The sequence below is a fragment of the Paenibacillus pseudetheri genome (assembly GCF_924513355.1).
GTDB lineage: Bacteria > Bacillota > Bacilli > Paenibacillales > Paenibacillaceae > Paenibacillus_AQ > Paenibacillus_AQ pseudetheri.
In genome coordinates this window covers 204,179-225,551 of the sequence record NZ_CAKMAB010000003.1, presented here as the reverse complement: position 1 = coordinate 225,551, position 21,373 = coordinate 204,179, and the positions used below count along the sequence as shown (strand labels likewise).

23 protein-coding genes and 1 pseudogene are annotated in these 21,373 nt (G+C 44.2%); 8 read left to right on the top strand and 16 right to left on the bottom strand.

Annotated features, from left to right (window positions below; all coding sequences use genetic code 11):
- Positions 1 to 7: 7 nt before the first annotated feature.
- From L1028_RS03895 to L1028_RS03885, 3 genes are all read right to left on the bottom strand, one after another.
- On the bottom strand, positions 8 to 244 hold the full coding sequence (locus L1028_RS03895) for a hypothetical protein (protein WP_234531507.1): 237 nt from the start codon (positions 242 to 244) through the stop codon (positions 8 to 10).
- Positions 245 to 339: 95 nt separating this feature from the next.
- Positions 340 to 507, bottom strand: a complete 168-nt coding sequence (locus tag L1028_RS31605; RefSeq protein WP_423803006.1) for a carbohydrate-binding protein — start codon at positions 505 to 507, stop codon at positions 340 to 342.
- Positions 508 to 668: 161 nt separating this feature from the next.
- Entirely contained in the window at positions 669 to 878 is a 210-nt protein-coding gene (locus tag L1028_RS03885) for a hypothetical protein (RefSeq protein ID WP_234531504.1), read from the bottom strand.
- A 143-nt stretch (positions 879 to 1,021) separates the two neighbouring features.
- On the opposite strand from L1028_RS03885, the gene L1028_RS03880 reads away from it, so the two are divergent.
- Complete coding sequence (locus L1028_RS03880) at positions 1,022 to 1,660, top strand: pentapeptide repeat-containing protein (protein WP_234531502.1); 639 nt, start codon at positions 1,022 to 1,024, stop codon at positions 1,658 to 1,660.
- 13 nt (positions 1,661 to 1,673) lie between these two features.
- Here L1028_RS03880 and L1028_RS03875 read toward each other — a convergent pair whose 3' ends face one another.
- Positions 1,674 to 2,144 (bottom strand): SprT family protein, encoded by a 471-nt coding sequence (locus L1028_RS03875; protein ID WP_081382729.1) that lies wholly within the window; start codon positions 2,142 to 2,144, stop codon positions 1,674 to 1,676.
- Between the two features lie 120 nt (positions 2,145 to 2,264).
- Here L1028_RS03875 and L1028_RS03870 point away from each other — a divergent pair, with 120 nt between their 5' ends.
- The gene (locus L1028_RS03870; RefSeq protein ID WP_042124766.1) at positions 2,265 to 2,627 is read left to right on the top strand and encodes a hypothetical protein; all 363 of its coding nucleotides are present in this window, start codon (positions 2,265 to 2,267) and stop codon (positions 2,625 to 2,627) included.
- 65 nt (positions 2,628 to 2,692) lie between these two features.
- On the top strand, positions 2,693 to 2,830 hold the full coding sequence (gene cmpA / locus L1028_RS03865; protein ID WP_234531500.1) for a cortex morphogenetic protein CmpA: 138 nt from the start codon (positions 2,693 to 2,695) through the stop codon (positions 2,828 to 2,830).
- 76 nt (positions 2,831 to 2,906) lie between these two features.
- On the opposite strand, the gene L1028_RS03860 is transcribed toward cmpA, so the two are convergent.
- Positions 2,907 to 3,077: a hypothetical protein gene (locus L1028_RS03860; RefSeq protein ID WP_234531497.1), complete on the bottom strand. Its 171-nt coding sequence runs from the start codon at positions 3,075 to 3,077 to the stop codon at positions 2,907 to 2,909.
- Between the two features lie 121 nt (positions 3,078 to 3,198).
- Positions 3,199 to 6,561: a DUF5107 domain-containing protein gene (locus L1028_RS03855; RefSeq protein WP_234531495.1), complete on the bottom strand. Its 3,363-nt coding sequence runs from the start codon at positions 6,559 to 6,561 to the stop codon at positions 3,199 to 3,201.
- Positions 6,562 to 6,736: 175 nt separating this feature from the next.
- Between L1028_RS03855 and L1028_RS03850 the strand changes: the two genes are divergently transcribed.
- The gene (locus tag L1028_RS03850; protein ID WP_234531493.1) at positions 6,737 to 7,630 is read left to right on the top strand and encodes an AraC family transcriptional regulator; all 894 of its coding nucleotides are present in this window, start codon (positions 6,737 to 6,739) and stop codon (positions 7,628 to 7,630) included.
- An 80-nt stretch (positions 7,631 to 7,710) separates the two neighbouring features.
- On the opposite strand, the gene L1028_RS03845 is transcribed toward L1028_RS03850, so the two are convergent.
- Positions 7,711 to 8,205 (bottom strand): DinB family protein, encoded by a 495-nt coding sequence (locus tag L1028_RS03845; RefSeq protein ID WP_234531490.1) that lies wholly within the window; start codon positions 8,203 to 8,205, stop codon positions 7,711 to 7,713.
- 167 nt (positions 8,206 to 8,372) lie between these two features.
- On the opposite strand from L1028_RS03845, the gene L1028_RS03840 reads away from it, so the two are divergent.
- Positions 8,373 to 8,936, top strand: coding sequence for a CGNR zinc finger domain-containing protein (locus L1028_RS03840; RefSeq protein ID WP_234531488.1), 564 nt, complete (start codon positions 8,373 to 8,375; stop codon positions 8,934 to 8,936).
- Between the two features lie 43 nt (positions 8,937 to 8,979).
- On the opposite strand, the gene L1028_RS03835 is transcribed toward L1028_RS03840, so the two are convergent.
- From L1028_RS03835 to L1028_RS03820, 4 genes are all read right to left on the bottom strand, one after another.
- Positions 8,980 to 9,444, bottom strand: coding sequence for a CDI toxin immunity protein (locus L1028_RS03835; protein ID WP_234531486.1), 465 nt, complete (start codon positions 9,442 to 9,444; stop codon positions 8,980 to 8,982).
- A gap of 385 nt (positions 9,445 to 9,829) precedes the next feature.
- Positions 9,830 to 10,348: a GNAT family N-acetyltransferase gene (locus tag L1028_RS03830; protein ID WP_234531485.1), complete on the bottom strand. Its 519-nt coding sequence runs from the start codon at positions 10,346 to 10,348 to the stop codon at positions 9,830 to 9,832.
- Positions 10,349 to 10,423: 75 nt separating this feature from the next.
- Positions 10,424 to 10,912, bottom strand: a complete 489-nt coding sequence (locus tag L1028_RS03825; protein ID WP_234531484.1) for a DUF6933 domain-containing protein — start codon at positions 10,910 to 10,912, stop codon at positions 10,424 to 10,426.
- Positions 10,913 to 10,963: 51 nt separating this feature from the next.
- Positions 10,964 to 12,943, bottom strand: coding sequence for a GTP-binding protein (locus L1028_RS03820; RefSeq protein WP_234531483.1), 1,980 nt, complete (start codon positions 12,941 to 12,943; stop codon positions 10,964 to 10,966).
- Positions 12,944 to 13,118: 175 nt separating this feature from the next.
- Between L1028_RS03820 and L1028_RS03815 the strand changes: the two are divergent.
- Both L1028_RS03815 and L1028_RS03810 read left to right on the top strand, forming a co-directional pair.
- Positions 13,119 to 13,579: pseudogene (locus L1028_RS03815) on the top strand (SDR family oxidoreductase).
- An 89-nt stretch (positions 13,580 to 13,668) separates the two neighbouring features.
- Entirely contained in the window at positions 13,669 to 14,631 is a 963-nt protein-coding gene (locus L1028_RS03810) for an S-layer homology domain-containing protein (protein ID WP_234531482.1), read from the top strand.
- A 169-nt stretch (positions 14,632 to 14,800) separates the two neighbouring features.
- Here L1028_RS03810 and L1028_RS03805 read toward each other — a convergent pair whose 3' ends face one another.
- Positions 14,801 to 15,535 (bottom strand): hypothetical protein, encoded by a 735-nt coding sequence (locus L1028_RS03805; RefSeq protein ID WP_234531481.1) that lies wholly within the window; start codon positions 15,533 to 15,535, stop codon positions 14,801 to 14,803.
- A gap of 169 nt (positions 15,536 to 15,704) precedes the next feature.
- Between L1028_RS03805 and L1028_RS03800 the strand changes: the two genes are divergently transcribed.
- Positions 15,705 to 16,763: a UvrB/UvrC motif-containing protein gene (locus L1028_RS03800; protein WP_234531474.1), complete on the top strand. Its 1,059-nt coding sequence runs from the start codon at positions 15,705 to 15,707 to the stop codon at positions 16,761 to 16,763.
- A gap of 320 nt (positions 16,764 to 17,083) precedes the next feature.
- Here L1028_RS03800 and pbfA read toward each other — a convergent pair whose 3' ends face one another.
- The 4 genes from pbfA to L1028_RS03780 are packed head-to-tail and all read right to left on the bottom strand — an operon-like array spanning position 17,084 to position 21,358.
- Positions 17,084 to 18,439: a (R)-1-hydroxy-2-aminoethylphosphonate ammonia-lyase gene (gene pbfA / locus L1028_RS03795; protein WP_234531464.1), complete on the bottom strand. Its 1,356-nt coding sequence runs from the start codon at positions 18,437 to 18,439 to the stop codon at positions 17,084 to 17,086.
- A complete protein-coding gene (phnX, locus tag L1028_RS03790) occupies positions 18,429 to 19,244 on the bottom strand; it encodes a phosphonoacetaldehyde hydrolase (protein ID WP_234531461.1) in 816 nt (271 codons plus the stop codon). The genes pbfA and phnX overlap by 11 nt, the downstream gene beginning before the upstream one ends.
- Positions 19,241 to 20,335 (bottom strand): 2-aminoethylphosphonate--pyruvate transaminase, encoded by a 1,095-nt coding sequence (gene phnW / locus L1028_RS03785; RefSeq protein WP_234531450.1) that lies wholly within the window; start codon positions 20,333 to 20,335, stop codon positions 19,241 to 19,243. The genes phnX and phnW overlap by 4 nt, the downstream gene beginning before the upstream one ends.
- A gap of 21 nt (positions 20,336 to 20,356) precedes the next feature.
- Entirely contained in the window at positions 20,357 to 21,358 is a 1,002-nt protein-coding gene (locus L1028_RS03780; RefSeq protein ID WP_234531448.1) for an extracellular solute-binding protein, read from the bottom strand.
- Between the last annotated feature and the right edge of the window lie 15 nt (positions 21,359 to 21,373).

The window sequence follows — 21,373 nt, the reverse complement described above, 5'->3', positions numbered from 1 at the left end:
TGCCATATTACAGACCATTCGTACGAGCCTTCTCACCAATAGGTTGTGTTAACCACAAGCCTGCTTTGGTATGTTCAATCCATACGTTCTGAATGACCGAGCATTGGCCAAAAGCACCATGGAAGGCGTTAGTGAACGCTTCATCGTCCCGAACATTAATACCACCTTCGATCAATAGATCATAAACACCGATCTTGCCACCGTGGCCGTAGAATTTGGCTCCATTCAGAACGGTATACCACATGTCGGCACGGACCAATTAGTGTTCCGTTAGTCACTGCATCCTCAGCTTCATAGCTGATGTAAGGAACTGTTGCTCCGCGGTAAACTTTGCTCACGCTATTTTTTTACTGTCAGGCTATCAATGCTTACTTTGTTCCAATCGATATTGTCATTGCTTAGAGAAACGGTGTTGATTCCTGCACGCAGCTGCAGCTTCACCTGTACAGTCTTCCAAGAGGAAGACTTGACCACGTTAACTTTATCTGATTCCTTCAGGCCGTTCACCTCAAGCAACAGATCTGTTACATCACTGGAAGTATTCTTGTAACGAACAACAGCATCATATTTACCGGCTTGCTGAGCATTGACTGCAAACCGTATAACACGATCCCTTGGAATGCTTCTCCTCCTGTTTAAATTGCATCAGTAGGGATCGGCAAGAAGCTTCAAAGAATGCTATCTGTTCCCACAGCAGAACCAAGTTGAACAGCTGATGCATCGTGAGTGAGATAGGTTGTTTTATCCTCACTTAGCAGGAGATTGTAGCCTAACTTCTCTTCGAGCGTCCACTGGGAACGTTCTGTTTCCCCAGAAGCTAACAAAACGGCCTGGTCTGCTTCATTTAAAGAAAGATATTGTTTGGTCTGAACATTCATTATGCGTTTACGTCCGTTTACATCTTGGACGATCCATTGGGAGCGAGCCGCCGTGTCGGAGGCTTACTGAAAATTGACAAATCTGCTGAACCCTAAGATAGTTAATTTAATTAGAAACGAGCATTCATTCAATGGAGGTACATATGAAATTCAAAATGGATTCACCAAAAATATCAGATCCAGAGGCTCTACTCCCTGAGCAAATATACTCGCTACAAACCAAAGATGAATTCAGTCGTTGCAGCATAAGCGATACAGTTATTGATAATCAAGAGGCTAATAAAGTGAGCTTTGATCAAGTGGTTTTTAAAAATGTTACAATTATCGAGTCGTCCTTAACTGGGATTGAACTGATGGATGTAATTTTTGAGCGATGCGATCTATCCAATGTGGATTTTACGAATGCAATTATTCATCGAACCGAATTCAGGAACTGCAAGCTCATCGGTACGGACTTCACAAGAGGTAGATTCCAGAATGTTCGCGTGGTAGATTGTATCGGGGATTTCGCAACATTTCGAATGGCTAATCTGAAGCAGGTTGCTTTTGAGAATAGTTCATTGATGAGCTCTGATTACTACCAATCGAATTTCCAGAAAGTCAGCTTCAGCGAATGTAATATTGATCAAGCCACATTGTCAGGATCAAAGCTTAGCGGGATCGATCTTAGTGACTGCGAGTTTAGTGGCTTGATCGTGGATATACAAGATTTGGAGGGATGTATCATTTCGCCTCAGCAAGCTGTTTCCTTTGTTGGATTAATGGGTTTGGTTATAAAATAACATGCTGTTCTATTTACTGGACTTCCAGCGCTAGCAGCTTCAGCTTACCCGAACATTTGCCGCAGCGGTAGCGCTTTGGGTCTACTTTTCGCTTACGCGGATACTCCATAGCACATGCTGTACAGATCAGCTTGTACCGGTAAGGTAGTGACTTTCGAGCTTTCGCACCCGGCAATGTCTGACAGTAGCGACTCCCGCCGACTTGTGCCAGCAGTCTTTTGAAATCAGTGTCACGATGCATATACCCTCGCTTCGCCAAATGCAGATGATAATGGCAGAGCTCGTGTTTTATAATCTTCTCCGTCTCTTCTCTACCGAACATAGCAAGCTGATGGGGATTAATCTCTATATTATGGCTCTTGGTAAAATATCGACCGCCTGTTGAAGATAATCGGCTGTTAAAGCTTGCCTTGTGCCTAAAGGGTACACCAAAGCTGTCCCGTGATACCTGCTCAATCCACAGCTGCAGCTCTTCGTTGCTCATCGTTTCCATAGCGTTCTATCACAAGTCCTTTCCACGGGAATTAAGATCTCTACTTGAATTGTAACTTGTGCATAGGCTAAACTGTCAAGAAGGAAGACAAGTACGGAGGGAGAATGACCAATGCCGAAAATGCGGTATGTAATTTTGCAGCAACATCAAGAATTGCAATTCGTGGAAATGCCCGAGGAATATGCGTACCAGCTGAGTGCGCTCAATTTACGTCTAAACAAAGAAATCGACAAGCTGACTGCCGATAATGTACCAGATCTGCCCTTAGCCATTGCTGAGTGTGATTCACTGGATCTGCTGCGCGAGGACTACTCCTTGGAGTCCGGTCTGGATTATATCAATAGATTGGAACAGGCCTTTGCCTCTGTACAGGAGCAGAAGAACTATCCACTTATCTCCCTGCTGACCGAGATTCGGGCGCTGCAAGCTCAATTAGAGCAGTGGTACGAAGAGGAAGCAGAAAGCATTCTGTAAATCGTCACCTTTAGGCTCATTTCTCCATATGCTAACTTACGTAAGCAGTTAGAGGAGTGATACCCTTGCCACAGTGGCTCTGCCATCAACTGATGAAAGCTTATTACAAAAAAGACCGCCGTCAGATCAAGCTGCTGAACGAGTGCTGGTTCTTTTATCGTAATTCTGCGGAATCACCGGATTTCATCCAAAGAAATTTATAGGATTCGTTGAAATTCAAAAATCCATCCCGCTTCTTATAGGGGATGGATTTTTGTATAGGATTCGTTAGAATCCCAATTAGAACATGGGGAATACATATCTGACCAAGAAGAAGAGTGCTCCAAAAAAAATAATGATATATGCAGCATATTTAATAAAGGAAGATGCGACAACACTGGAATCCGATTTCCGTTGTACCTCTGTATGCTCCACTTCAACGCTTCTATCTTTATAGCCCGGTTCCATCATCAATCTCTCCTTTCGAATATAGGCTGGTAGATAGTCTCCATTAACCCGGGGCTTTCAGAGTTGAAACAAATTCCAAATCGGACCAGTTAGCGTTTAGCATTATGAAGCTGCTTTATTTCTTTTACGATTCCAAGCACATCGCCTTGTGAATTCGAGCTCCCTGATGGTTCGGTTCCAAGTGCAACGCTTCTTGAAATCGTTCTTTCGCTTCTGCCATTTTCCCTAAGCCTAATAAGCCTAAACCCATCATGAACAAGCAATGAATCTGATTACGTCTATTCAGATCGTCCTCGAACACGAGGAAATCAGGCAAGGATACGGCAAAATAGTCAATTTTCACATCATCAAAGAGATGTCTTTCTGCGAAATCGATCAGCTTATTAAAACGCCGGCTCGCTTCCTTCGGATGATTAAGCTGTACCCATGCTAAGCCCTGATAGAAGATCATTTCTGGCGGCTGATCGTTATAGTACATCGCGCTGGCTGGTTCCTCCAAGCCTTGTGACGCAATCGCCCAGTACCGTGCTGCTTCCACCGTCTTGCCTAATCCGTTATAAGCCATACCAAGCTCATAATACACATTATTCTCTTGCGCACCATTGAGCTTATCTTCACCTAAATTTTCTGGATAATGAAGCGCACGTGTTAATAATAAGATAGCCTCTTCATATTGCCCTTCCTGATTCGCCTGCTTGCTCAGTTCAACAAGCGCCAAGACATATTGTCCCGTGGCTCTCCCTTCGCCGCCTTCCCATGGATGGAATTGACGTCGTAATAGAATAGACAAAGCCTCTTCATACTTGCTAAGCAAATTCAGTAGCGTCACATATTCAAGGTATAGATCATCCCGCTTCTCCACAAGCTCCATATGCCGTTGCAGTCTTACCATACGCTCCTGAGCAGAAACACCCATCTTCTTATGCAATTGGTCCAGCTCGTAGAATACTCTCGCATCATTCGTATTGCACTGGAAAGCTTGTTCAAGTGACTGCAAGGAAGCCTTAACATCGTTCCGCTTATTGTAATAAGCAAGTGCAAGGTTACGATGAACAGTGGGAAAACGATCATCAAGTGCGACGGATTGCTCCCAATGACGAATGGCATCGTCGGCACGTTTTTTATCATAGAATAGATTCCCTAGATAATAATGAGCCTTACTATCTAGGAGATTGCATGCAATCGCGCTTTCTAATACCTGCAGCTCAAACAAGCTATTCGGGAAGCAATAATCAGAAGATGCGGATTGAGCAAGCTGACGCTGCATTGACGCATCTTTCTCACGGCCCATTTTCTCGTATATATATGCCAATGTGTAATGCACCATCGGATAAGCGGGTTCATTCGATGCCCTACGAATCTGTTCTAACACCTGTGCAGCTTCCGCGAACAATCCACTGCCTGCATAATCTGAAGCCAGATTTAAATAGTTATGCACATCATTTCGCATGAACTGTGCTAGCATCATCTGAGCCTCAGCTGCTTCCTCTTGACGCCCTAGCAATTTAAGCGTAAGCACTCTCTCATAAGCTGCCCCGAAGTCCGCAATATCTAGTTTCAATGTCTCCTCTGCGAATGTAATCGCCTCAGTGTAACGTCCAAGCTTGCGTAAAAGTGTTGTTTTCACATGTCTTGATTTATAGTTTCTTATGTTACGTGCCAAAGCTCTAGTTGCGAGCTCCAACGCTTCTTCATGCGCCCCACGTTCACAAGCAATTTGACTCAATGCAAAGTATCCACTGTCTTGGAATGCTGCAGACCATACCGCCTTGTAAAAGGCATCAAATGCTTCTTCCTTACGATCCTGCAGGCTGAGAACTACACCAAGCTGATAGTACGCTTCACTATCATATGGATTCGGATTACGCCAAGTCAGCGATTGTATAGCCGTATGGAAATGATTTTCTGCTTGCTTGAACCATCCTCGACGAAGCAGCAACGTTCCATATGCCACATTAAGCCGAATATCGGATGCATCTCTTCTTAAGCCTTCTTCATAATAATGCTCTGGCTCGAACGTGGCATGACGGTATTGCTCCAGGTGAACTCCAGCCAAATACAACTGCTCTGTGCTTTTTATTTCTTCCGGTAGCGGAAGTGGCTTGGCTGCATCTGGAACCTGTTCAATGCTAGGCTTCGCTGGACGATATGATATGAGGCTGTTTCCGTTCACATCAAATACCGTTACGATTAAGTGATGCAGCTGATCCACTTCATCTAACGTAATGATGGACTTATAGGTTAATTCTGGAGAGAGCGTAACCGTATCCTTCACGTACGTTCTATGCTGACCTCTAAGTTTAATAACCGCTCCCTCGAATACCGAAGTTCCATAGGCCATAACAGTTGCAGTCCGTAAAGTCTCATCCACCTCAAGATTAACGGCGGCATCAATAGAAGCATTCTTCACAACACCGATGTTCTTATATGGCATGAAATATTGTGTAAATGACTTCTCTTCATACGGCTGGAGCCAAGTGAAATCGGGTTGATTATCTGTAAATACCCCTGTCATTAATTCAATATAGGGTCCATCCTCATCGGTTAAATTGCGGTCCCACGCTTGACCAAACTCGCCGTTCCCCCAAGTCCACTGCTTTTTACCCGGAGATACATGGTGATTCGCTACGTGAAGCAGACCCGCTTCAACACCATGATCATAGCCGCCTACGAAATTGTAATCGGATTTGTACGCCATGTATGACGTAGGAACAGGAATATTTTTATACCGCGAAATGTCTACGCCTTCGGAATAGTCCATCTTGTAATACGTTCCTGTTGCAATAGGGAATCTGGAGACATCACGCTTACCATGGTCGAATACGGCTGTGACATCCGGTGGAAATACCGATTGAGTCTGATCATTGACCGCAACCGCAGGGTTTGCCCACCATAAGAAAGTTTGCGGCTCCGAAGTTCGGTTGTATAGCTGTGCTGTAACTTCGAGATATGCTTTTCCAGGATGCAGCGTGAAGCCCGTTGTGACCTTCGTTCCATACATCCGGTCAATTTCACTCACCCATACGGTTGCACTGCCATCTTCATTCTCCGTAATCAGATGCTCCACAGGGCCGAACGTGTTCGGACGATGATGCTGCGGCCAGTTAAATTCAATTCCACCTGAAATCCATGGTCCTGTCAGACCAACAAGCGCAGGTTTAATCACGCGATTATAATAAACAAAATCATAGTTGTTCGTCTTGTCCAGAGCACGATAGATACGACCGCCAATTTCAGGCATGATCTCGATGCGTATATATTCATTTTCGAGCATTACCATCTGATATGATTTCATTTCTTTCTCATCCATAATTTTATCAACCACAGGATGTGGATACACACGCCCCGAACTGCCTTGATAGACTCGCTTCTCGAGGAACATTGGATTTTTATCCGGCTCTCCGGTTTCATAGGTAGGGATTTCAACCATTTCCTCCCATATGCGGACGCTGTTCGTTAAGATTGCAGAAGGCTCTTTCATACTCATTTCGTTCTCTCCTCCTTCGTGATATAGCTCTAATCTATCGTTGTATGCGCTTTTAAACAATTGACGATAATCTGTAACTGATGGACAATATTCTTATCCTTAAAATAGTTGAATCCTTATAAATAGGTTGCTATTTCAGACAAATAAATTATGTTCTTATAAAAGGAGGTTTATCATGACAGATATCTCACTAAAGCCGGATGGCTTCGATAAGCAGAAGCTTTTTGTGCTGCCCGATTTCATGATGAATGAATTACAGGAGAATCCGTTAACGAATTCCTTCTATATAAGTGACATTGGCTGCTTCCCAAGAGCGAAGTACCATTATCGAGAACGACCACAAGGATGTGACTCGCATATTCTTATGTATTGCGTACAGGGTGAAGGGTGGATGGAGAGTCATCACAATAAGCTGATCCAAATAAAATCAAGACAATTAGCTGTCATTCCTGCCGGAACTCCCCATCGATATGGTGCTTCGGATGAGAATTCCTGGACGATCTACTGGATGCATCTAAAAGGAACACATGCCGCTGCGTTAATTCAAACTTATGCCATGGATGTAGAGCCACTAACTTTTACACTGAACCTTCATACCCAATGGATTGAGGATTTCGAACGATGTTATACCCTGTTATCGGATAAGCCTTATGCCATGCGTAATCATATCTATGTGTCTCAGTGCATTCGTCATCTGATCAGTCACGTGGGATTGAGTACCATGAACTCTGAGCAAGATAAAAAGAATGAACGTTATCTTGAGCAAGCCATTCGCTACATGACGGATCAAATCAACAGCTCCATTTCACTCCCGGATGTAGCGAAGCATATGGGGTTATCGAAGCAGCATCTAATTTATCTATTTAATCAAGAAACCGGGGTCCCCCCGATTGAATTCTATCTGCGCCTCAAAATGCAGCGTGCCAGTCAACTGCTAGCATTAACCGATCTACATATTAAAGAAATCGCTAGTGCTATCGGGATGCAGGACCCCTACTACTTTTCTAGATTGTTCAAAAAAATAATGGGATGCTCGCCGACTCAATATCGAAGCACCCCAAAAGGTTAAAAATAAAGAAAAGCCACACGACCGCTGCACCAGGTAAACCCGTATAGAGGAGTGTGGCTTATATTTTTATAGTAGAGGTTCTAATTAAAACTACGGCTGGAAACCCAGGAACCTTGCAGTTTACGAAGCATTATAATTTGTCCGGTGTGGTATGAATCATGCAGGATAAGACTCATTACCTCTTCCCCTGGGGCATGACCCGAACCACCCCAATCATATGCGCCTTCTTCCAAAGCCCCAATGATTTCTCTAAGAGCAGCATGCACGTCCTTCAGATCTGCAACAGCTTTCGCCCATGCTTCTTCCCCTTCCGTTGTTACAGTGAAGGTATCATCGTTGCTTTCAGCATCAGGTTGTTTGGGCAACCCTTTTAACTTTCGCAGCAAACGCACCTTATAATATGTTAGATGGTTAACCGTCTCCCAGATGGAATTGATTGCACTCCCCTCTGGCTTCCAAAGTGCCTGTTTACTGTCCACACCTTCCAGTGCATCGCTTAACGGCGGAGCCCAATCTTCGATATCCATGCAATAATCCCAATTTTGCAGCAGAACCTCACTGATTTTATTTTGCATGTTCAACCTCCTAATACTAACTGAATTATGTAACTACTTAAATCACCATATAGTGGTTACACAAGAAATGTAGCATATTTCCAGCGGCCATTCAAGTAACTAGCTAATCTTATTTTTAACTGTTACAATCTTTGTATTCGAGAGTTGTGCGGAAAGGAGGACAGACCGTGTTGTGGGAGGATTTCATTAACAGTTACTGGCGGGATTGGCGAACAGGGGATAAGAATAAGGATCGGGACAAACTCGAAGATCCGGAGTGGATTGCGAAATGGCTGAAGAAGCATGTACTGTTAGAAACACAGATGCCGAATACGATAGAACTGGAACAGCTAAAGAAGCTTCGATCCCTACTATGGGACTGGGTACAGGCTATTGTACAAGGGAACTCTGAGTATGGAGAAATACTGAAGCAGCTCAATGTCTATATGGACAAGGGCCCTGTTACGCGGCGAATTGTATTGGAAAGTAACGAGCAAGCGAAGATTACACTACTACCACTCCATAGCGGTTGGGAACAAGTGTTGGCGGAGATTGCGGCGTCTTTTGCGGAGGCATTGCTTGAAAAAGAACCCTCAAGATTCCGCATCTGCGATAATCCTGATTGTCTCTGGGTGTATTACGATGATACACGCAACCGTTCTAAACGGTACTGCGATGATAAGGCATGTGGCAACCTCATGAAGGTGCGGCGGTTCCGGGCGCGGAAGAAGGCTGAGTCTGAGGGGGACTGAAGGAGGCGAGGGGTGTCATTCCCACCCTCTTTCACTTCAAATTTTAGGTTGTAATCCAACCCATTGTTAAATCCCCCTCGTGATGACTTTCAATAAAAATTCCTTTATCCAAATTTACAATCCATGTATCAAATCCAACAGCAATTACATCATTGAAGTTTTTTATAATATTATCTAAATTAGTTTCTACTATCGGAAGACTGAATTCATTCCACACCACAAAGTAGTTGTCTCTCAATAAAATAGGTTCGATGTCTTTCAGTTCTTCCGGCTTCTTTAAGGATCTCTTTTGATCAATAGATTCCCAATCAATCCGCGCCCACAGTGTGAAATTAACCATTTTCTCCATCAAAGATACAATTTCAGACGACTTTTCCGAACTATAAACTCTTGTATTAGGACCTAAAGCTTCGATACACTCACTGTATAGAGATCCTGATGGGATTTCTATTTTTATTCTTTTTTTCAATTGCTCTATACGAAATAAACGTGCTTGTTTATCGTTCACGCTCTCCCTACCTTTAAACCACCTTATTTTTCAGCAAAAAAAATTCATAAATAATTTTTCTTCTTCTCTGTGTAGCTTTTGAGCAGAACTAAATTAAAACTGTAAAATAACTGCATTTCATACACTTATTCCGTATGTAAGTGGGATCATCATGATTTTAATTGTAGTCTATACACTTAAAAACTAATGAATTCACCCATAGAGTCATAAATCACAAAAATAGATGCACGAAATACAATTATATCCTTTGGCAAGTCATTCTATAGATTTTAGTTGTATAAAATACAGTTAAAAGCTTCTACACATTGCTTCCGTTGTCTCTCAATACTGAAATTTTAGAGGGTGGATGATCATACGAGCTAAAAATCCCTTATATTTTGCTGGCTTATCTACCTACAACCCCAATATCTCTCCACCCGATCATGATCTCTTCAACGATCTCATTTCCAATTTTCACTTCCTTCATCGCAACAGATTCACCACCCACTTTGTGGTAGAAATGAATCGCCGGATTGCCTACCAGCACCCAGGTCATAAACGAGCTATAACTTTTCTCCATTAAATGCTGTGCTACACTTCTTATGAGCAGCTTCCCTAGGCCTTGCCCTTGGTATTCCTTAAGCAAATAAAGTGCGTATAGCTCTGCATCGTACATATCTGCCTCTCTTCGAGCTCCTCCATTTCCAAATCCAATAATCGTCCCCGCCTCATTTTCAGCTACATACATTACCTCGTCTTTATGGGGATTTTCAAAATTCAGAATCCAACGCTTCTTTCTAGCTTCCACGGTAATACTATCAAGAAACTCGTCCGATATTAGCCCTTTATACGTAGTTTTCCAACTCGTAGCGTGGACGAAGGCGATCCCGTCTATATCAGTAAAGGTTGCTTTTCTTATCTTCAAATTATAACCCCCCTTTAGATTTTCGTTAAAAGCTTCAGCTAGTCCATCATTGACATTGACATTGACATTACTCACCTATGAATAATAACTATTTAAGGATTCTCTGAAGACATGAATTGGCTCATTATAGTCAATGGGTTTATATATAATAGTGTTCAGCCACTTATTCCGCTCCAACAAGCTGTTGAAATCACTTTGAGCTACCGAACTGTATAGTGTTATTTCATTCATGGTTCCAAGAACACTTTTGTTGTTTGTACGAGATATAGCTATTTCTCCGGCCTCTAATAAATACTGATTAATAAGTTGCTTCTTGAAACCCTCCTGCAACAAATATTCCTTAAGTTCTGTTCTGAATTTCTCTACCAGTTTATCAGCTTGGCCACTTCTTATTCCATCCAGCAATATACATAACCGACTTGCATCATGCACGAATAAAATATGTTTTTTTCTGAGCTGCATAATATTCACATGCCAACTAAAAAACGTAGGGATATCCTCCACTTCTACTGGAGCTACTTTCATATCTTTTAATAATTTCTGAGTATATCTTAGTACTAACATCGCTGCCACTCTCCTTAGTTCTTTCACTCTGCCTGTAAATTCTTTCTCATCTTATCCCTGCAACGCCTTCCGCACGCTTAATATATATTTCGCTTGATCCAGCGGGTTCACCCCCCGGCGGGTGCGCTCTGCAGATACGTCTGGAGGACATTCTTCATAGCCTGCAAAAAAAGAAGTGAACGTGCTACGCCCCTTCGTATAGGAGCTTAAAGTAACGGGATAATCAAGCGACGTTGCCAGCGGCAAACGCCCTTCGATGATCATCCGCTCGCCTTGCAGTACAGGCGGCTCGAACGTGCCGCGCATCTGCACGAGGTCGTTCATCACACGGCCGCCATTCTCCTCAGGAACTACGATGCGAACCTGTAGAATGGGTTCCAACAGCTTAGTACCTGCCCGCGCGAGTCCATCCATAATCCCCATAGGAGTCGCTACGGCAAAATCCAGCGGATGGGTATGCCATACATGATGCTGTCCCTCGATCAAGGTCACTTTCAAATCGGTAACCTCCCAGCCGTACAAGCCCTGTAGCAAGGCTTCTGGTACACGGCGTGCGGTCTCGCTCTGATATTGCGGCAGCAGATCGGAACTCCGCACTACTGAATCATAAACTAAACCACTGCCAGGAGGTCCGGGCTCAATCTGAAACCGCAGAATTGCCCAGCACGGCTTCGGCATCGTATAAGCGATAAAGCCTTCCCCACCAGAGGCTGGTGTTTCTTTATAAATGACAGAAGGCTGACCGAAGGTAACCTTAAGGCCATACCGTTCCTCCAGAACACTGTTCAGAATTTCCAGCTGAATAGGTCCCATTACTTTGATATGCAGCTCCCGCTCATCCTGCAGCCACTGTGCATCTAAGAGCGGGTCTTCATCCGCCAGCTCCTGCAATGCTCCGATAACCTTATGGTCATCCATATCGGTTCCCCAGAATACGCGCACCGTCAGCAGCGGTACAGCCAGCTTCGCTTCCGCCGGAATCGCCTCCGGATGGCCGAGTACATCTCCGATCCGTACGCCTGAAAGACCATAGATTACAGCGATATCCCCCGCTTCAAGCGCTCCGACATCCTCAGTACGACCTCCCTCGACCTTGCGGATCTGGGTCACTTTTCCCTGAATATCCTGCGTGTAGTTCATCACCGTTTCGCGGTTACGGATCGTTCCTTCATAAAGGCGGACAAACGCCATTCGCCCCATGCTTTTATCACGCTGAATATTGTAGACAATGCCTGACACCGGACCCTCAACATTGCCACTAGCTGGCGGAAAATACTCAACCATCGCGTCCAGCAATGCAGTAATGCCAAGCCCCTTGGCGGCAACACCATAAACCATTGGGAAAAAGCGTCCTGAAGCGGAAGCTGTCTTCATATATTTTTTCCAAGCTGCAAGATCAATCGAACTGCCTGACATATACGTCTCTAGCAGGTCTTCGTCCCGCTCAGCCAATGCCTCCAACAATTCAGTCTGTGCAGCAGGATCAACATCACTTCCCCATAGATCTATAGCTTCTATGTACTCCTGCTCTTTGCCTATCGGTTGCTGAACAGGAATGATCTCACTAGATAAATAATTTCTCGCTTGTGCCAGCACAGCCTCAGGGTCTGCACCTACACGATCCATTTTGTTCATAAAAATAAGCGTCGGTATTCCCAGCTTCCTCAGCGCGTTCCAGATCATCTCACTTTGAGCCTGCACACCCTCTACCGCCGACAAAATTAGCACCGCACAATCCATCACCCGCAAAGACCGTTCAACCTCTGACAGAAAATCAACGTGTCCCGGTGTATCAACGAGGTTGATCTGCACGCCTTTCCATTCAAAAGAAGCCAGTGCCGCCCGAACGGATATCCCTCGTTGCCGCTCCACATCCATAGAATCCGTCAATGCCGTCCCACTGTCTACGCTGCCGAGCGCTCGAATGCGACCACTTTCATACAAAATATGCTCCGTTGTTGTCGTCTTCCCGGCATCCACATGGGCAAATATCCCCACATTAATCCGTTCCGCTCCCTGCTGCTGAATCATCTATAGTTCCCCTATCATGAGCTAGATTGATCTAAATTTATATTGAACACATCCTTATGTCTCATAGTAATACATCCCTCCTTGTTGTTCCACCCTCCTGCTAAATTGGTTAAATGCAGCTACGCCGGGTATGTAATTACTAATAAGACATCTAACGCCAAGGAGGAAATTCATCATGACAGATCAACGTTTGCAGGGTAAAGTTGCAGTAGTCACAGGCGCAGGCTCCGGCATTGGAAAAGCTACAGCCATACGGTTTGCCCAGCACGGAGCTAAGGTATATATGCTTGGACCAGACAACCAACCTACGCAGTACCTTTGCCACAGTAAAATATGCCATCCCACATATGAAAGAAAATGGCGGCGTTAGAGCTGGCGCAATACGGTATCCACGTTAATGCGGTCTGTCCTGGATCGGTTGACACTCAAATTGGGGATAATACGGATAAGAACGATGATCTTCAAGAAGTGAAGATTCCTGTTGAATTTCCGAAAGGCAATCATCCACTGGAAGATGCGCCCGGTAAACCTGAACAAGTGGCCAATCTAGTATTATTTCTCGCCTCGGATGAGTCTTTCCATGTCACAGGAACCGAGATTAATGTAGATGGTGCCGAGTCACTCCTTCACGGATAACGTTTTACTTGAATCTTTATAATAATATTTTAAATTACCTGCAACATTTTGGTCTAATCTACCATCTAAGAGTATGGAGGTGACGCATAATGAAGAAATCATTATTCATGAGTAATGTCAAAACAATGACGATAGCCTGCGGTATTCTAGCAGCAAGCCTGTCATTTGGAGCATCAGCTTTTGCTTTTTCGGATTTGAAAGGTGATCCTGCGGAAGCAAAAATCAACTCCCTGCATAAAGAGGGGATTATAAATGGAGTAGACAAAGATAAGTTCGCGCCTAAATCTAAAGTAAGCTTTGCTCAAGGTATTCAGTTCATCGTTGGTGGTCTGAATCTGTCTCCGAAACCAGAGGCGGGTAACAACTCATCCAAAGCTAGTGATTATTTTGATAAGGTGAACGACAAATCCTGGTATGCATCAGCCTTCCTGACTGCCAAGCAAAATGGTCTTTCACTTGATCGGACAGTGGATCCTAACGGAACCATCACCCGTGCTCAGTTCGCTCACTTATTGACGCAAGCACTGCAAAGTAAAGGTAACTTCCCGGTTACATTGATGTATGTAGACATTAAGGATGGCGATAAACTTTCTACAGAGGTTATTAATAGTCTCCAGATCCTGCTAAATACACATATCGCCACACTCGATAAGAACGGTAATTTCCGGCCAAATGATGCCATTACCCGCTCGGAAGCAGCCGCTATGACCTACGATGCAGCTGCTTTTGCCAAACGCGTAATTGTGTCTAATGGCAACCCTACTACTCCAACCTATGAGACTGAGGTTACACTAACCAAAGCGGGTGAAGGAGTAAACAAGGCTACGTTGACCGTTAACAACTTACCGCATTCGGGATATGGACTAGTGATTGAGCGAATCGAATTTGGCAAAGACAAGACCGCTGTGATTTATTTTAATGTGACTGCTCCTGAACCAGGAAAAATGTACGCACAGGTGATCTCAAAAGCATCTGTTGTCACTTATCTGCCAGAGGGATATAAAGCAATCGCTAAATCGGTATCGGGATTTACATCTAGCGCTACGCAATAAAAGCTCCGGACTCGATTCTTATGGAATGAATCAAACGAAGGTGCCCCAAAAGCCGTGAAATGGCTACTGTGGCACCTTCGTTTTTTGAGGTCTTTCCCATGTTCTAAATGTTGCGGATGCAGTAAATTCGGTGAATGTAGCGGATAGGACTAATAAAAACCTCTACTCCTCAGGGCGTCCATTGATCATGAATAATACCTACTAGTGCATGATCCTCTCCAATCTTCTCAAAAACTAGGCGCAAGCTGCGCCAGTCCATCCCTTCCACAGAAGGATCGATTCCCTTAATATGATATTCAACGAAATCATATTGCTCCTTGGGATACACTTCGTTTAAGTTATTGATCGTTGTACCTTGCCCAAGCCCCTTGTTCACAGCAGTTTCAGCCGTCTGAATGAAGTCTGCATCGTAGACAAACCGCTTGTAGTAGTCTGCGAATGTCAGCTCGATTAAATCACCCGATCCAGCAAATGTTCGCCAGACTCTTTTGGTAGAGTCATTCATTAATCCTTCCACCTCATCCTTGCTGAATACAAGATCATTCTTCGTATCCACGTATGCGTAGGGAGAGAAGCGAAGTCCTTTCTCCGAATGTACCCATGCAGCCAACTGGCTCATATCCTTGTTCCTAAGAGCGTTCATCACCGTAGATGCCGCTTCCTCAACTAATGGCGGCAATCCCTCTAGATCCTGTGGCTGCTCCGTGCTTGATGGCTCTTTCTCCTGTGGTGGCTCTGTCTTCTGTGGTGGTTCTGTCGTAGCGACTGGTTGTGCCGTTTGTGACTGCTCTGGCGTCTGCGTCTGTTTCGGCTCCGTTCCCGCTTCTGGCGTTCCTCTGCATGCTGTAAGCCATAACATAGCTGCTATCAGCGCCAAACCACCGATATTTCTTGCGAAGTGCATAAGATCCCTCCTCGTCTTTGATCCCTCACTCTTTAGACTGATTTGAACAAATGAAGGTTGCAGGCTTATACTAAAACTATCAATCATACAACTCTTATGAGAGGGCGGGGTTACTATCGATTTATCAGAGAAACTAAAGAGCCTTCCCCTGACTCCCGGCGTGTATCTCATGAAAGATGGCCTCGGCCATATTATATATGTGGGTAAGGCGAAACAGCTGAAACGGAGAGTGAAATCCTATTTTCAAAACTCGAAGTCTCATTCCCCAAAAGTAAAACAGCTCGTTCGCCATATTAAAGATTTGGATATCATCCTTACTGATACCGAATTTGAAGCTTTTATGCTGGAATGCAAATTAATTAAAGAAATAAAGCCCATGTACAATAGAAAAATGAAAAATCCACAGGCCTATACGTATATTGTAATAGGAACGGATGATAAAATGCGTTCGTTAGATATAACTTATGATCCTGCTGTCCAAAAAGGTAACCATATTTGGGGTCCCTACACAAGCAGAAGTACCGTGGAAAGAGCCGTGCAAGGCATCAAGGAAAGCTCAAAAATCCTTTGCAGCAATCCAAGCTTCAAAAATTCTTTATGCCTAAACCATTCGCTTGGCTTATGCATAGGGATGTGTGCAGGCGGCGATGCTGCCGTTCAATATAATACAATCATTGATAAAGTCATAGCCCTACTAAACGGAACGGATTCCAGCCTTCTTGTGGAGATGGAGCAACAGATGACTGAAGCTGCAGAGCAATTTGACTTCGAAACCGCCGCCAAATATAGGGATTACATCGGAGCCATCAGCTTCCTGAATCACAAAGAGAAGGTTATCGAATTCGCTGAAGAGAATCAGAATATCGCGATCCTTGAGGCCATGGATGAACAAACGCTTAAACTCATATTGCTCAAAGGCAATCGTATCCTGGCGCATACTAAGCTGGAATACGATCAACCCGATATTACCCACCTGCAAGCCGTTATAACATCAGCGATTGTGGACACTTTCCGCGGTGAACTTAACCAGGCCCCGGCAGCAATTACCCGCCATGAAATTGACGAAGCACAAATTATATACAGCTATTTAAAAAGCAGCTCCTGCAGCTATATCATCGTGCAAGAGAATTGGCTTGCAGCGGAAAGTCCTTCCCGTCTAGACACTGCGGTGGACGAGCTGTTGCGTATCTTTTTAAATGCTGCTCCAGCCCATTCGTATAATTTATAATTCTAGGTATGGGTCGTGACTACGACAAAGGCGGGTGCTATCGCTTCTATAGTTCATTTTTTATAGTTAACGAATGCCTGCCTTTGCAGGCTTCGTTTTTCGGTTTCGGTTCAACAATCTTTTATAGGCCATTCACACTATTCTTTAATTCCTTCAATGGATTTCCCACATCTATCTCCTCCTAGTAATAAGCCATTATTTCAACTGTTACTCTAAACTTACCCAAAGTGAGCAGGTCCTTCACTCCTTAAACGAAAAAAAAGGCTCCTTCAACCCCATGTACGGAGCGGAAGAAACCTGTTTTGAAGCTTGCCTATCTCTCAACTATATTTACACAATCCTTCATCCAGAAGATTAACAGCAAAAGTTAATTGCTCTTCAGATACAATAAGCGGAGGATACCAAGTGATGCAGTTCCCTCCTGCCAATTTAAAAGAAAGACCCTTCTCCAAGCAATAATACAGGACTCGCTCAGCTAATTCCTCATTCATCTCTCTAGTCTCTCTGGACTTCACAAGTTCAATGGAGATCAGTAGTCCAGCAATACGGACATCTCCTATGCAAAGATGTTTAGCCGACAGAGCCTCAAGCTTCCCTCTTACAAATTCAGACCTGCTGATACATTGTTCCTGCAGATTTAAGTCATCGATATAATCGATGGTGGCACAGATCGCCGCACTTCCTAACGCCGGTTTCTCATGGGTATAGTGACCCAAAGAAATATCCCCCGCACAATCAAATTGCGTTCTGGTAAGCACCGCCGCTTGCGGGATCACCCCTCCACCTAACCCTTTTCCAAGCACGAGGATATCCGGTTCGATATCGAAATTCTGATGGACGTAGAATCTTCCGCTTCGCATCAGTGCTGTTGGAATCTCATCAAAAATCAGCAGAATCCCATATTCATCACATATTTTTCTTAATCTTGTGAAATAGGAGATAGGCGGGATATGCGTATCCGTCGCCCGAATAGGCTCAAGTAAGATCGCCCCAATCTCTCCCTCATGCTGAATCATATACTTCAGATAATCGAGGCAGAAGGTAGCAACTGCTTCATGGGAATGACTTCCCAGCAGGTTGCGGTATGCGTTAAAAGGAATGGCTTTCAGCATTCCTGGCATTTGCGGGCCCATGTCCTTTTTAAACACGTATTCTCCTCCGACAGCGATCGTGTCCAGCCCCGCACCATGAAAAGACTCCCACATGGAGATGACCTTATGCTTCCCCGTCCATTTGCGAGCAATCTTAAGGGCCAGACCTACAGCTGCACTTCCAGAAGGCGTAAATAATACTTTATAGTCCTTTGAGATCGTTTTGTTGATTAAAGCTTCTGCAGCTTTCACCGCAATATCTGCCGTAAATCTTCTTGGAATGAACGGTAGCTCGTCGAGCTGTTTTTTCACAGCTTCAGTTACGTAAGGATTCTTATAGCCAATCTGATGAATGCTATTTCCATGAAAATCAAGATATTTGCGTCCATTCACATCTGTGATATAACATCCCTCAGCATCTACGATACTGTTCAAGCACGGCGTTGACATGGATTGTCGCATATATGCACGCTCGTCCGCTTCGATCCTATCTATACTCACAGCGCTTAACTGGGTCATCCACTCTGTCCGCAAGGAGCTAAAGTTGATGTCACCTTCTCTTTTTAGCTCATGATTATCTAGCATAAGGTCTGATTCCCTGAGAAATCAGTACATTTATTCGCCCAATCAACTGAGGCAGCTCACTCATCGATTGAATCGTAAAGTCTGCCCCGTTTTGTATAAAAGAGGTCTGTGTCGCAGAGATCACCGTTTCCTTTTCCACGTCTGAAAGTGCATTAAATTCTTCCTGGCTTAATCCCATTTCAGAGCTTCCAATGATTACACCTACGGACCAGACGCCTGCATTAACACCTTCTTGAATGTCTGAAATCGTATCTCCTACCTTAACAACCTTCCATGCTGCCGATAACTTTAAAGCTTCCATGTTATGATAAATCATATATGGGTAAGGTCTTCCCAGTGAATTCGTTCCATCTGGCGTGATTACATAATCCGGTTGATAGCCCTTCCCAGCGGCATTCGGAATCACAACATCCATCATGGACTCTGTATATCCAGTGGTTGAACCAATCTTTAGTCCTTGGCTTCTGAGCACTTGGACGGTCTCAATAACCTGCGGAATCGGATCCGTATATTCGGATAAGGATGCCATCAGGGCCGGTTCGAATTCAGCATACAGGTTCTCTACATCCTGTTCAGTGAAAGCTCTGCCATACTTTTCTTCCCACAAGGCACCTACTCTTGGCATGGATAACATCGCACGGATATGATCTATTTTCAGCATCCCCATAGGGGCTCTTGCTTCCTGCATCGTAACTTCAATCCCAGCTTCCCGAAAAATATCAAGGAACACATTCACCGGTGCAAAGCAGCCAAAATCAACCGCTGTTCCTGCCCAATCCAGAATTACGCCTTCGACTTGATTCATTGTGTCATTCCTCCCAGGTATGCTTCGATAATATTACACAAGTTCTGAATATCTTCTTCGTAAATCTCACCAATATTCCCAATCCGGAAGGTATCGTGCTCCGTTAATTTGCCTGGATAGAGGACGTATCCCTTTTCTTTCACATATTCATAGAAATCTTCAAAGCTGAATGTCTCGTCCGGAAAAAGAAAGGTGGTGATAATAGGAGATTGCTTGTCATTTGCGATATACGCCTCTATTCCTATTCTCTCAAGTCTCTCTCTCAGTACACGGTTATTATTCTGGTATCTTGCTGCCCTTGCTGGAATGCCGCCTTCTTCGATCAGTTCTTCGATCGCTCTCGAAAAAGCAGCCACTACATGGGTCGGAGACGTATAGCGCCATTTCCCATCTGTGTCCATCGCCTTCCATTGATCATATAAATCAAGCGATAGGCTACGTGCATTTCCTTTACATGTGAGCAACTTATCGAGCTTTGCAATGACAAATCCAAACCCCGGAACACCCTGAATACATTTATTGGCACTGCTGATTAAATAGTCAATTCCAAGCCCAGGAACATCAATCTCTATTCCGCCGAAGCTGCTCATCGCGTCGATAATTAATGTTTTATCGTAGGCTTTTGCCAGTTGTGAGATCATCTCAAGCGGGTTAAGAATCCCTGTCGTCGTCTCGCAATGTACCATCGCAATGTGCGTAATGGCTGGATCTTCTTCAAGAATCGCTCTGATCTCTGCCTCTTGCGGGAATTCATTATAACGAGCACTATGCGCACGATTATGAAGTCCGATATATTCGGCCATTTGTACAATACGTTCCCCGTAGGCACCATTTGTAATAATTAGTAGCTTATCATCCGAAGAAATCGCCGTAGTTAGTACGGATTCCACTGCAAACGTACCGCTGCCTTGCATAAGAACAGCCGTGTATTCTTGGTTCGTTGCGCCCGCCAAATCCAGTAGGCTCGATCTGATCTGTTGCGTAATATTTTTATAATCCTGGTCCCACGTACAACGGTCAAAGAGCATTTGCTCTTTGACCGTGTTAGTAGTTGTCAATGGACCGGGTGTCAGCAATTTGTAGTTGTTCATGGCCCTTCACTCCTTCTAATCTTATTTATTTTCTTTAAAGAATTGTTGATGTTGCTCCAGCAATTCCACAGTCAACGGTTTAACAAATTTCATACTGTGAGCAGGTTTATGGATATCACTAACTGTTTCATCTTTATAAAGAGCTACTGGGTAATTTGTAATTAAGTCTTTTCTAGCCTCTTTAATAATCGTTTCTGCCATTTTCATAGCCAGCTCTGTCGTTGCATCGTCTTTTTTCACCACGGCTACGGATTCTGTAAGCGAGAAGTTACCTTCCGTTGGATCTACATAGTCAATTGGTGCGCCTTCTTCTTTAGCTAGTACTGCCTGATGACGAAGTCCAAATCCTGCTGCTACTTCTCCTGCTTTTACCTTTTTAATCGGACCGGAACCGGAGCTTTCCAGATGTGGACCTACATTAGCAACTAAATCATGCAGAACCGTTTTGCCTTCTTCTTCCCCGTATTGCGAAATAATCGCCTGCACTAACAACCAGGCTGTCGAAGAGTCCATAATATTCGGAACGGATACCAACCCTTTGAATTCCGGTTTCGTCAAATCCTTAATGGACGTTGGCATCGCCAAGCTTTTATCTTTAAGCACCGCTGTATTTACAAAAATAGCACCGGTATTCGCCAAAATCGGCGTATAGTACGCTGGATAGGAATCTAGCGCGTTAGTCGTAAACGATAGATCTTTAAACATGCTGTGTTTCTCTTGCGCACTTTCTACAAAATAAGAGCTCATCGTGATCAGGTTAGCCTCAATTTTGTCTCCCTCTGCCATCAGCTTTCCACCCAGCTCAGAAGTGCCCAAGGATTGAAAGAGATATTGCCCTTCGTACCCCGCACCTTTTAGCGCAGTCTCCATAGAGGCTACAGCTTCTTCATCCGCATTGGTCAAAATCACTACTTTACTCGCATCACCCGCTGCTTTATTTCCGCAACCTGCTAATGTAAACACCAAACTCAAAGCTACAATAGACAACATAATTCCCTTGATTCCCTTAATTCTCTTAGACATAATTTCTCCCTCACT